Source organism: Shewanella sp. SM71 (assembly GCF_025653905.1).
GTDB lineage: Bacteria > Pseudomonadota > Gammaproteobacteria > Enterobacterales > Shewanellaceae > Shewanella > Shewanella oncorhynchi.
Genome location: NZ_JAKKRW010000008.1, coordinates 121313 through 133423, shown reverse-complemented (window position 1 = coordinate 133423; position 12111 = coordinate 121313). Strand labels below are relative to the sequence as shown.

Annotated in this window: 14 protein-coding genes; 2 read left to right on the top strand and 12 right to left on the bottom strand. The window is 46.3% G+C overall.

Annotation, left to right across the window (positions count from 1 at the left end; genetic code table 11):
• Positions 1-466: 466 nt before the first annotated feature.
• On the bottom strand, positions 467-700 hold the full coding sequence (locus L5L97_RS10130; protein ID WP_263181746.1) for a transposase: 234 nt from the start codon (positions 698-700) through the stop codon (positions 467-469).
• A gap of 672 nt (positions 701-1372) precedes the next feature.
• On the opposite strand from L5L97_RS10130, the gene L5L97_RS10125 reads away from it, so the two are divergent.
• Positions 1373-2062, top strand: coding sequence for an OmpA family protein (locus tag L5L97_RS10125; RefSeq protein ID WP_173497922.1), 690 nt, complete (start codon positions 1373-1375; stop codon positions 2060-2062).
• Positions 2063-2327: 265 nt separating this feature from the next.
• Positions 2328-3164 carry a molybdate ABC transporter substrate-binding protein gene (locus L5L97_RS10120; protein ID WP_263181745.1) on the top strand — a complete coding sequence of 279 codons (837 nt, stop codon included), beginning with the start codon at positions 2328-2330 and terminating at the stop codon, positions 3162-3164.
• Between the two features lie 78 nt (positions 3165-3242).
• On the opposite strand, the gene mgtE is transcribed toward L5L97_RS10120, so the two are convergent.
• The 11 genes from mgtE to L5L97_RS10065 all read right to left on the bottom strand — a co-directional run bounded on the left by mgtE (position 3243) and on the right by L5L97_RS10065 (position 11667).
• The gene (gene mgtE, locus L5L97_RS10115) at positions 3243-4607 is read right to left on the bottom strand and encodes a magnesium transporter (RefSeq protein WP_219235357.1); all 1365 of its coding nucleotides are present in this window, start codon (positions 4605-4607) and stop codon (positions 3243-3245) included.
• Between the two features lie 244 nt (positions 4608-4851).
• Positions 4852-5127 carry an HPr family phosphocarrier protein gene (locus L5L97_RS10110; protein WP_006083073.1) on the bottom strand — a complete coding sequence of 92 codons (276 nt, stop codon included), beginning with the start codon at positions 5125-5127 and terminating at the stop codon, positions 4852-4854.
• On the bottom strand, positions 5114-5968 hold the full coding sequence (gene rapZ / locus L5L97_RS10105; RefSeq protein WP_105251390.1) for an RNase adapter RapZ: 855 nt from the start codon (positions 5966-5968) through the stop codon (positions 5114-5116). Before rapZ ends, L5L97_RS10110 begins: the two co-directional genes overlap by 14 nt.
• Positions 5965-6408: a PTS IIA-like nitrogen regulatory protein PtsN gene (gene ptsN / locus L5L97_RS10100; protein WP_006083071.1), complete on the bottom strand. Its 444-nt coding sequence runs from the start codon at positions 6406-6408 to the stop codon at positions 5965-5967. Before ptsN ends, rapZ begins: the two co-directional genes overlap by 4 nt.
• A 2-nt stretch (positions 6409-6410) precedes the next feature.
• Positions 6411-6698 carry a ribosome hibernation promoting factor gene (hpf, locus tag L5L97_RS10095; RefSeq protein ID WP_028759468.1) on the bottom strand — a complete coding sequence of 96 codons (288 nt, stop codon included), beginning with the start codon at positions 6696-6698 and terminating at the stop codon, positions 6411-6413.
• Positions 6699-6726: 28 nt separating this feature from the next.
• The gene (locus tag L5L97_RS10090; RefSeq protein WP_105251391.1) at positions 6727-8205 is read right to left on the bottom strand and encodes an RNA polymerase factor sigma-54; all 1479 of its coding nucleotides are present in this window, start codon (positions 8203-8205) and stop codon (positions 6727-6729) included.
• 107 nt (positions 8206-8312) lie between these two features.
• Positions 8313-9044 carry an LPS export ABC transporter ATP-binding protein gene (gene lptB / locus L5L97_RS10085; protein ID WP_105251392.1) on the bottom strand — a complete coding sequence of 244 codons (732 nt, stop codon included), beginning with the start codon at positions 9042-9044 and terminating at the stop codon, positions 8313-8315.
• Positions 9041-9595 (bottom strand): lipopolysaccharide transport periplasmic protein LptA, encoded by a 555-nt coding sequence (gene lptA / locus L5L97_RS10080; protein WP_105251393.1) that lies wholly within the window; start codon positions 9593-9595, stop codon positions 9041-9043. Before lptA ends, lptB begins: the two co-directional genes overlap by 4 nt.
• Positions 9582-10142, bottom strand: coding sequence for an LPS export ABC transporter periplasmic protein LptC (lptC, locus tag L5L97_RS10075; RefSeq protein ID WP_105251394.1), 561 nt, complete (start codon positions 10140-10142; stop codon positions 9582-9584). Before lptC ends, lptA begins: the two co-directional genes overlap by 14 nt.
• Positions 10139-10690, bottom strand: coding sequence for a 3-deoxy-manno-octulosonate-8-phosphatase KdsC (kdsC, locus tag L5L97_RS10070; RefSeq protein ID WP_028759542.1), 552 nt, complete (start codon positions 10688-10690; stop codon positions 10139-10141). The genes lptC and kdsC overlap by 4 nt, the downstream gene beginning before the upstream one ends.
• A complete protein-coding gene (locus L5L97_RS10065; protein ID WP_168825500.1) occupies positions 10690-11667 on the bottom strand; it encodes a KpsF/GutQ family sugar-phosphate isomerase in 978 nt (325 codons plus the stop codon). The genes kdsC and L5L97_RS10065 overlap by 1 nt, the downstream gene beginning before the upstream one ends.
• Positions 11668-12111: the final 444 nt, after the last annotated feature.

Sequence of the window (12111 nt, the reverse complement as noted above, 5' to 3'; positions counted from 1 at the left end):
GAGCACAATTCACATATTTAATCTTTGGGGAAGATAACTCCCTCAATCCTTGCCGAAACCTTGGTCACTCTTCAGTCAATCTATGTAATACCAATCACGGCCTTCCTTGGCGCACTACACTCATTGCAGTGCTGGATCATCATTGATCCTGTGAATAAAATGACAAGGCCAGAGAGAGAAATATGTTCATGACTTGGGGGAGCACAATTCACATATTTGATCTTGGGGGAGATAACTCCCTCCCTAGTCTTGCCGAAACTTTTGCATTGTCCCTATCCGTTTGTTGCTGTTAATACTATTTCCCAATCTTCGCTGGGTTCATCAATTTGGACGACAAGGCCGGACTAAAAAGGGCGCTGTTATTATTGTTGTTAGCACATCTTTTACATCGTTAGCGTTATCAGCAGGGCGATATGCAATCTCGTCCGGCCTTGTCTATTCGGGCACGTTTAGCTTGTTGTACAGGCTAACCTATCGTGCGTAGCTCTTGATTGAGCTGTTTAATTTTTTTCTGTAGCAGGGCAATCTCACTCATTAATGCGCATTCTCTTTGCTGGGGTTGCAGATCGCTTTCTCGCACCCATTGGTAGACTGCCTTGGCAGATAAACCGTATTGGCGTGCAACATCCGACAGTAAGCGACCTTGTACTTTAACCTCGGTGATAACATGTAGCTTGAGACTATTTTCTGCGATTCCCATGAGCGTTCCCTCTTTTACTGCCTTCGAACCAAAATATGACCGTTTGCGTTGCCTTTTATTGATGATAGTGACGCTGTTCTAAATCCCACTGGCTCAGACCTAGATGGCGCAGACAAATCCATTCGTGGCGACATAGTGCGATAAAGTTCATGACCTTTTTCATACTTCCTCCTTCATGACCCTAAATACTCGAGCCCATTTTCTGTCTCGATAGGTCCATTTAATTTGGATTAATCCTGTTGAAGTCGACTCTAGTTTTCGGCGATGTTTACCGCGTCTGACTGTCTACTCACTTAGTAGTATGTAAAATTCGTGCCAATATTCTAATTTTTATTTTAACCTTTTAAATCATTGGATTGTGCCTTCGATTAAAACGGCGTTATTTTTTAGTGCTGCCAATAAAGGTGCAAGGTGCACTATTTCGGTGCCATAGACTTGATATTAAATTGGCTGGTACAAGCCATGATTGAAACCCGAAATCTGTATCTTTGCTGACTAAAATCTGGATTAGCATAATTGAAGATGGATAAAGGATTGTCTCCAGCGCAATTGCTTATATACTGCCTGCTTTGTGGTAATCCCTAGGTCATTCGTATTACCTAATGGACGTGATATTTCTTGCCCTTTTGAGCGGTATTCACAGTCATCAATCATATAAAGAGGTTATAAATGATGAAGTGTTTTCAGGCAGTGCAATCTAAACCATCCCTGTTAGCCATAGTGGTATTGACGACTGCGCTAGTTGCATCGGGTTGTACAACAATCAATCCCTATTCAAACGAAGAACAAACCGCTAAAGCGACCAGTGGCGCATTGATTGGTGCCGTCGCGGGTGCCGCAATTGGAGTGGTATCTTCGAGCAAGAGCGACCGCGGTAAAGGTGCCTTAATTGGTGCTGCATCGGGCGCTGCAGTCGGTGGTGGTATTGGTTATTACATGGATGTGCAAGAGACCAAATTACGCCAACAATTAGCCTCAACGGGCGTGAGTGTGACCCGTAACGGCGATAACATCATTTTGAATATGCCTAATGAAGTGACCTTCGGCGTAGATCAAACCGAGTTAAGCGACGGTGCTAAACGCGTGCTGAATTCAGTGGCGGTTGTGGCCAAGGAATACAGCAAAACGCAGCTCAACATATTAGGTTATACCGACAGCAGTGGTTCAGACTCTTACAATTTACGTCTGTCACAGGTCCGTGCTAGCGAAGTGGGTAATTACTTGATGAATAAAGGCGTTGCCTCAGCCCGTGTAAAATCAAAAGGTATGGGTGAAGCGAGTCCTATTGCATCAAATGCCAATGCAAATGGCCGAGCACAAAACCGCCGCGTTGAGATCGTACTAATACCAACGGGTAAATAGTCTGGTCTAAGCACAAAGTTCTCGCTGAAAAAGTCGCCTGGGGCGACTTTTTTGTTTTCAGTGGTGGGCTAATTGAGTGATTAGCTTGCCGTGCTTCAATTAGACAATTTGTCCTTTATGAAGCGCACCTTGAGTGACCTGCACCACAAACATATCACTGCTAATTACCTTGGGATGAGTTCAGCTTGATCCCTTTATCGATTTCACGTTCTGTATGGTAATAAGTCACAAGAATGACTTTTAGTGCCTAAAGGAGAATATGACTATGATAAGCAAAAATATGTTAGTAGCCTTGAGTTTAAGTCCTGTCATCATGGTGACTGCTGTACAAGGAGTGCCGATGAAAGCCGAAGTGACCACAGGAGCCGCGCCGATAGAACTGCGCGCCGCAGGCAGTTTAAAGGCTGCGATGAGTGATATTATTGCTGCTTATCAAGCACAGTCGCAAATGAGTGTTGTAGCGCAATATGCGCCCTCAGGTTTATTGTTAAAACGTATTCAAGAGGGTGAAAAAGTCGATATCTTTGCCTCGGCGAATATGAAACATCCACAGGCATTAGTGGATTCGGGTCAGGGCGAAGCGGTGCAAATGTTTGCCCGTAATCAACTCTGCGCTGTTGCTCAAGACACAGTTCAGGTGACGAGTTCGACGTTACTCGATACCTTGTTAGATCCTAAGATTAAAGTCGGCACCTCAACCCCGAAAGCCGATCCCGCGGGTGATTATGCCTGGGCCGTTTTTGCTAAGGCCGAAGCGGTAAAACCCAATGCGAAAGCCGCGTTAGAGACCAAGGCATTACAACTGACGGGCGGCCCTGAGAGCGTTAAACCGCCTAAAGATCGCAACCCCTATGGCTGGGTGATGGAAAACAAGCAAGCGGATATCTTTTTAACCTATTGCACTAATGCTGTGCTGGCTAAAAAAGAAGTGCCGAGTTTACAAATCATCGATTTACCGCAGGAACTTGCCGTGGGTGCCGACTATGGTTTACTGGTTTTACAAGGCGCTAATACTGCCGCTAAGCCGTTAGCTGAGTTTATTCTATCGACAAAAGGTCAAGCGATTCTGAGCCGTTATGGTTTTCAACCTCCGGTAAAATAGCCTTTTTTAGCTTTCCAGCGGGATAAAAAACGGCACCTTTGGAGTGCCGTTCTGTGGTTAGCTCAAACTGTTAAAGCGTTAGTTCATCAGGTAGAGCGTCGCTAACCCAAGGAAGGCGAACAGGCCAACCACGTCAGTGACTGTGGTAAGCACCATACCGCCAGCGAGGGCTGGATCGATTTTAAGTCGTTTTAAAATCAATGGAATACTCGCACCTGCAAGCCCAGCTACTGTCATGTTGATCAGCATGGCGCTACCAATTAATCCCGCCAGTGCCATATCATCCTTCCATAGCCACACGGCGACAAAGACTAAAATAGACCACATCAAGCCATTGAGAAAACCAATAGATAGCTCTTTACCGATAAGCCAGCGGGCGTTGCTTTGGCCTATATGTCCTAAAGCAATACCGCGGATCACGAGCGCTAAGGTCTGATTACCGGCAACACCGCCCATGCTAGGGACAATCGTCATTAGGATGGCGATAGTGGCAAATTGCTCAATAGTGCCTTCAAACATATTGCTGACCGACGATGCGAGCAGGGCGGCGAATAAGTTTATGGTGAGCCAGAGCGAGCGACGTAGGGTACTTTTTAGTACAGGACCAAAGGTATCTTCATCTCCGTCCATCCCCGCCATACCCATCATGGAATGTTCAGCATCTTCGCGGATCACATCGACTACGTCATCGATTGTGATACGCCCGAGCAGCTTACCATCACAATCGACGACAGGTGCCGATACCCAGTCATTGCGTTCGAATTTCTGCGCGACTTCGCTGTCGGACATGCTCACAGGAATACTTTGAATATTGGGATCCATGATATTGCGAATTGTGGTGCTTGGCGCGCAAGTCAGCAGATCTGCCAGCCTAACACCGCCAAGGACTTTGTCCTGTTTGTCGACCACATATAAGGTATCTGTGGTATCGGGTAGGTTGCCCCTTTGCCGAAGATAGCGCAGCACCACATCGATATTCACATCGGGTCTTAGGGTGACAGTATCTGTGTTCATCAAGCTGCCGGCGGTCTCATCTGGATAAGATAGGGCTTGTTCTACCCTCAGGCGATTTTGCTCCGTCATCGACTGCAACACTTGTTTGTAAACGGCGTCGGGAAGACTTCGCAGAATATAGGCGAGATCGTCGGTGTCCATGCTTGCTGTCGCTTTCGCGACTCGCTCAGGGCTCATGCTGCGGATCAGTGGGTCTTTGAGTTCTTCACTCAACTCATCGAGTATGTCGCCTATTTGTTCCTGATCGATGAGCTGCCACAGTACTTGTCTGGCATTTGGCGGTGATGATTCTAAGATCAGCGCGATATCTGAGGCGGCCATTTTTTGCAGCATATTACGCACGTGTACAAACATGCCGCTGCTAAGCGCTTGGTTTAACTGGTCAAGACTATGTCCGGTGTGATCGTTTTCTGCATTATCTACGGGCATTTGTCCTCCATTGTGCGGCAAATTGGTTTGAGATCTTAGTGTTGGGCTAGGATTTAGTGGTGACTAAGCGTCAGTCGATGACATAGATTAAGACGGCTAAGGTAAGGCCCGCGCAATGACCGCTAGTGTAATCGCCTGTGGCTTGTATCGTCGAGCGACAAATGTTTTGCCATGTCTGAATGGCAAGTTTTTTAAACTAGACATGAAGTGAAACTAACGATGAAGTGCTTAGTGTGAAGTGAAACTAACAGGCTTCGTCAAACTTAGCGTCGATTAAGGCACAAATGGCATCGAGAGCCGGCTCTGCATCTGGACCTTCGGCGATAAGCTTGATGGTTTTACCCATGCCAGTTTCAAGCATCAGCAAGCCAAGCACACTGGCGGCCGATGCTTGTTTATCGCCTTGGATTAAGGTGATGGTCGCATCAAACTCGGAAGCCAGTACCACCAACTTAGTGGCGGCACGGGCATGTAAACCGAGCTTATTACAGATGGTTATCTGACGTTCAAGCTTTGGCATTATTGAGCTCTCGATGACGGGCATAAACTTTATGTTTACCGTTACTAAAGCGTTTTGCCAATTGCTCTGCGACGTAAACCGATCTGTGCTGTCCACCTGTGCAGCCAATGGCTACCGTTAAATAACTGCGATTGTTACGCTCGAGGTGCGGCAGCCAAGTCTCCAGTAAATTTTCGATTTGCCAGATGAACTTATTGACCAGTGGTTGGCGATTTAAGAACTCAGCCACGGGTTCATCTAAGCCAGTCAATGGCCGCAGCGCCAACTCCCAGTGGGGATTGGGCAGGAAGCGTACATCGAACATAAAGTCGGCTTCGGTGGGCATTCCGTGCTTAAAGCCAAAGGACTCGAAGTTGATCACGAGTTCTTTATCGACACTACCAAGGAGAATTTGTCTGACTTGGTCGCTTAAATCATAGATATTCAAATTCGACGTATCTATGTAGTGATCGACCAGTTTTGACATAGGCTCAAGCAGTTTCCCCTCCAGCTTTATCGCTTCTTGCAAAGAGACTCGGCTCTTCGACAAAGGATGCAAACGGCGGGTTTCGCTGTAACGCTTGAGCAGAATTTTATCGCTGGAGTTAAGGAAGAAGCTCGTTAACTCAGTATCTGGAGGTAGGCTAGCGAGTTGTTTTACTAAGACCTTATCCTGCTCAGGCATGTTACGCACGTCGACACTGATGGCGACGAGATCGTTACTGCCTTTGAGTTGCTCAAGCAAACTGCCAATCAATGGCAAGGGAAGGTTATCGACACAATAATAGCCGAGATCTTCGAGTACCCTAAGGGCGACAGATTTGCCTGAGCCTGAGCGGCCCGACACTATGACCAGTTTCATCCAGTGATTACCTGATAGAGTTCCGTTTCATCATGCGTCTTGCGTAATTGCTTTAATATTTGCTTGTCGCTCAGCTTTTCGGCCATGCAAGACAAGGTACTTAAGTGCTGCTGACATTGGTCTGCAGGCACCAGTAGTGCAAATAAAATATCAACAGGTTGCTTATCGATAGCATCAAATGCTATCGGCTCTTCACACTTAATTAGTATGGCAATGGGCTGATCTATATCGGCTAGTCGACCATGTGGAATGGCGATGCCGTTACCTATACCTGTGCTCCCCATCTTTTCGCGCGCCACTAGGCTTTCGAATATCTCTTGAGATGAGAGGGTCGGGTACTGGGCAGCGACTAAGTCGCTGATGAGTTCCAGTACCTTTTTCTTGCTGCCCGGAGTGGCGCAGGTAGTGCACTCCGGCCGCAGTATGGTACAAAGTTCCATTATTAGTGTTTTGTTAACTTCTCTTTGTGTTTAATAACCTGACGGTCAAGCTTGTCAATCAGGGCGTCTATAGCGGCATACATGTCAGCATGCTCTGAAGTTGCAAAAACTTCACCACCTATGAGGTTTATTCTCGCTTCAGCAATCTGTTGCATTTTCTCAACATTGAGCACAACGTGCACATTATTGATCTGTTCGAAATGGCGTTCAAGTTTTGAAAACTTTTCTTCTACATATGCACGTAACGATTCGGTAATTTCGATATGGTGCCCACTTAGGTTTATTTGCATAGAAACGTCCTCCGATATCCACTGTAGGTTATAAACTTTTACGCTGATTAGAAGGTGGAATAAGCATAGCCTCTCGGTACTTCGCAATGGTTCTGCGGGCTACGTTGATCCCTTGTTCTGCCAGAAGTTGTGCCATCTTACTATCGCTTAATGGTTTTTTCTGGTTTTCCGCTGCCACCAGTTTCTTTATAAAGGCTCTGATTGCTGTGGATGAGCACTCACCACCATCGTCAGTACCGACGTGGCTAGAGAAGAAGTATTTTAGTTCAAAAAGTCCCTTAGGGGTATGCATGTATTTTTGAGTTGTGACCCGTGAGATGGTGGACTCATGCATTTCTACCGCTTCGGCAATATCGTTAAGCACCATAGGCTTCATGGCTTCTTCACCGTACTCAAAGAAACCCTGCTGATATTGCACTATGCAATTAGCAACTTTAAGCAAAGTATCGTTACGACTTTCTAGGCTCTTAATAAACCATTTAGCCTCTTGCAGATGGCCGCGAATAAATTGGCTATCGGCTTGGTTTTTGGTACTGCGTGCCATAGAAGCATAATGTTGATTTACATTGATTTTTGGCATGCAGTCAGGATTAAGCTCAACGACCCAGCGGCCATTTTTCTTCGACACAGACACATCTGGGATAACGTATTCGTCATTATTGGGCGTGATCAACAAACCTGGGCGAGGATTGAGGGTTTGGATGAGTGCTATACCATCCCTTAATTCATCCTCTTTTAATTTAGTCTTACGCATCAACAACCTAAAGTCTCGTGCGGCGATCAGATCTAAATGATCTTTGATCAGCATGCGGGCGTTTTCTAGGTTGGGCGTGTCAGCGGCGAAATGCGACAGTTGGATCAGCAGGCATTCACTTAAATCACGGGCGGCAACGCCTATGGGATCAAAATGCTGAATACGCTTGAGTACGGCTTCGACTTCGTCAAGCTCAACTTCAGGATTGCCCATGGCTTCGAGAATTTCTTCAGTGCTTTGGGTGAGATAGCCCTGATCGTCGATGGCATCAATAATGGCGGTGGCAATGGCTAAATCGGTTTCAGAAAACGGCGTGAGGTTTTTTTGCCATTCTAAGTGTTCGTACAAACCTTCACTGGTCTCGCCTTGGAAGGGCATATCGTCTTCACGACTGCCGCCGGGGCCTGAGTTTGGGGAGGCGGTAAACACTTCATCCCATGTGGTGTCCATGGGGAGCTCATCGGGCATGGATTCTTTGGTTAGCGACTCTGCCGTGTCTATGGTGGAGCTGTCTTTTTCTGGTGGCAGAGTGCTAGATTCACTGAAGTCCGTATCGGATAGCGTTTGGTTTACAGGGGTTTTAGTGGCGTCGAATTGATCCTCTTCCAGCTCGAGAAGGGGATTAGAATCTAATGCTTGCTGGATCTCTTGCTGCAGTTCTAATGACGACAGTTGCAACAGACGTATGGCCTGTTGTAATTGTGGCGTCATGGTTAACTGTTGACCCAGTTTGAGCTGGAGTGACGCTTTCATGTTACCGCTGATCCCTACGTTATTATTGTTGGATGAGGTCGCTTATTATTATCTTGAGTGAAGCCCAATGGCGGTATAAATTGCCTCCATTGGCTTCGCTCGATTAACTATAGCCTGAATTGTTCACCTAAGTACACAGCCCTAACTTGCTGATTGTCTAAGATCTCTGCTGGAGTTCCTTCGGCAATCAGGTTTCCGTGACTCACAATATAAGCATGTTCACATACATCTAATGTCTCGCGGACATTATGGTCTGTGATCAGTACGCCAAGGCCGCGACTTTTGAGTTGTTCGATAATCTTCTTGATGTCGATAACCGAAATAGGATCGACGCCGGCAAACGGTTCATCGAGCAAAATGAACTTAGGATTAGCGGCTAAAGCCCGCGCAATTTCGACGCGACGACGTTCGCCACCCGACAATGACATGCCTTGGCTGTCACGGATGTGGGTGATATGAAACTCTTCGAGCAGATGTTCTAGTTCTTCTTCTCGTTCTTCGTTTTTAAGTTCTTTACGAGTTTGCAGTACGGCCATGATGTTGTCATGAACAGTTAGCTTACGAAAGATACTGGCTTCTTGCGGTAAGTAACCTATGCCTTTGCGGGCACGCAGATGCATAGGATCTGCGGTTAAATCATCATCGTCGATAAAGATATGTCCCTTATCGCTCTTCACTAGCCCGACAACCATGTAAAAGGTCGTGGTTTTACCCGCGCCGTTTGGACCGAGTAGGCCAACGACTTGACCGGTTTTTACCGTCAGACTGACGTCTTTAACCACTTGGCGACTCTTGTAACTTTTAGCCAGATTTTGTGCTCTTAAGGTGATTTGGGTCATTTAGAGTCCTGCTTTTTTACAGGTTTATCCGCCGGAGCGTCTGATTTAGCATCATCTTGATAGTTTTCAGGCTGAATAATAGTGATCACGCGATCGTCACCACTGCCAGTACTCTCGGCCATCAATTTCTGTTGAATCATGTTATAGCGGATTAAATTGCCTGTAACTTGGCTACCTGCTTGATCTAATGACGCCATACCTTTCAGTGTTAAGGTGCGGCTTGCCATATCGTAACGAATTTCTTTCGCGCTGGCAGATGCAGGGCGGCCATCGTCTAATATTTGGCTATATGTAGCAGGGTTGCCTGTGGCGACCAAAGTTTTGCTATTTTCACCTTCAGCGGAAAATGCACGCAGTTCATTTGCTTGGATTTTTATTGAGCCTTGGGTAACTTCAACCGGACCAAAGAAAATGATCTGGTTGTTTTTGATATCCGCAGTTTGGCTCACTGCTTTAATTTTGACTTCTTGCTTTAAGTCGCCGACTTTCGCGAAAGCACTCATGCTCATAATTAGCATTAGGCTGGCAAGTAATACGTTATTTTGCTTCATATGTTCCTACTACCTGACTGGTCAATTGCACTTCTTGCGCGTTGAGGTCGGCATAAAGGCCTTGGCCTTGAATATTAAAATCTTTCCCTGTGACGTAAATGGTACGGTCAGAGGTCATTATCATAGTGTTGAGATCGAGTTCCAGATAACTGGTGGACAAGGTCTGAATCGGTTCTTCTGGGCTAATGGCATCGATAATAACATTATTTTCTAATACAACCTTGCCAGTTTCCTTGTTTAGCTTGCCCTGATCTGCCCTGAGTTGCCATTGTGCTTTACCTTGGTCTGGATAAACAAGATAAACAGGTTGAGTAAAGAAAGTTTGATTCGTTGAATCATAATGTTCCATGTGTTTCGCCGTCACACGGCTATTCACTAGTCCTTGCTCATTGAACTCAACACTGCGCAGATCTTCAACGATGAAATCTGGGGTATTTTGATCTTTTACTCTGTTATCGGAATCACCGCTGTGTTTGTTCTGGACCTGCCAGTAAAGCGCTAGTGCGGTTCCAAAAAAAGCGATAATCGCGAGTGTCACACGACTCATATACTCATTCCATGGGCCGAAGTGAATTTATTTTGACTTAGGAGTAACAGATCTGTGAGTTCACGCAGTGCACCGTGGCCACCATTGAGCGTAGTCACAAAATGGGCGTGTTGGCGTACATAGGGGTGGCCGTCAGCAACACTGACCGCTAAACCGACGACATTCATCACGGGAAGATCGACAATATCATCACCGATATAAGCCACTTCTTCTGGGGTGACACCATAAAGTGCGAGCAATGCTTCATAGGGCTCGAACTTATTGTCTACGCCTTGGTAAATATGGGTAACACCAAGGGCTGTCATACGGTTTTCAACGATTTTGGATTGACGTCCTGTGATCACGGCGAGGTTGAAACCGCTGGTGAGGAGTGAGCGCACGCCATAACCATCGCGGGTATGGAAGGCTTTGAGCTCTTCGCCGCTATTACTCAAGTAAATACGGCCGTCGGAAAACACCCCATCGACGTCACAGATTAACAGTTTAATCTTTTGTGCGCGTTGCCACACATCATCACTGATTGGGCCGTAAAATCCTTGCTGTGGCATTAAATGACTCCTGCTTTAACCATGTCTAGCATGTTAAGAGCGCCGATAGGATGGCGGTCTTTATCAATAACAATTAATCCGTTGATGTTTTTTGAGTCCATCACTTGCAGCGCTTGGGCGGCCAATACATTATCCGTGATCGTGACGCAGTTACGGGTCATCACATCGGCAATGGGCGTCGTGCGTAAATTCACTTCTGCATCAATAACGCGGCGTAAATCACCATCGGTGAAGATACCAACAAGCTTGCGCTGATCATCGATAATCGCCGTCATGCCTAAGCCTTTCTTGGAGATTTCGTACAGAGCTTCTGTGATGCAAATATCGTGGTTAACGAGCGGTAAGTCATCACCGCTGTGCATGACATCGCAGACTTTTAACAATAACTTGCGTCCTAAAGCTCCGCCAGGATGGGACATAGCAAAATCATCACGGGTAAAGCCTTTAGCTTGTAGTAGCGCAATGGCGATGGCATCGCCCATCACTAAGGTCGCGGTAGTGCTCGACGTTGGGGCAAGTCCAAGTGGGCAAGCCTCTTCTGGGACTTCAATACATAAATGCACTTTAGATAATCGCGCCATATTCGATTCGGGTTTACCTGTTACCGCGATAACGGGCACGCCCATACGTTGGATGACCGGCATTAAGGTGAGGATTTCGCTCGACTCACCAGAATTTGAAATCGCTAAAATCACATCGTTATCGGCCAATACACCCAGATCGCCGTGGCTGGCTTCACCCGGATGCACAAAAAATGCGGGCGTTCCTGTGCTGGCGAGGGTGGCTGAAATCTTATTGCCGATATGGCCCGATTTGCCCATTCCCATGACAATCACTTTGCCTGTGCAGTTGAGGATCAACTCGCAAGCTTCTGCAAATTCAGCCGAATCAACATATTGATAAAGATTGTCTAGGGCTGACTTTTCAATGTCGATAACTTTACAACCCCATTGGCGCAGTTGTGATTTGTCTACCATGTCTATCTCTCTTTTTGCATTGTCTTTGTCGCCCCATTGATGGGATTGGAATAGCACAATTTGGTACGCGATAAAGATGATATGTAATAGGCTTTCTGCCAAGTATTAGTTTGTTTTCAGACAATTTAGCTTATGTCTTACTGTGGTTTATTACCGAAAACAGCAAAACAATTGCGGCAGGCTAGAGCGATTGATCCGACTCGTCAAGTTCAGCTGCGTTAGCTATTCACGCACAATAACGTGTTTAGCGGCAGAAGGTCTTGAGCAATATCATCGTCTTTGTCGTTTATTTCAATGGATTTATTCCATATCGCAGCGGGTATTACCCTATGGGATGCCTCTATTGCGCAATTGCGTATCGACTCTCCCCGATAAAAGTGGGCAAAGAGTGAGCTAAGTGCGAACGAATTAGCCAATACTGCCAATTCTGCAACCAGGTTGAAA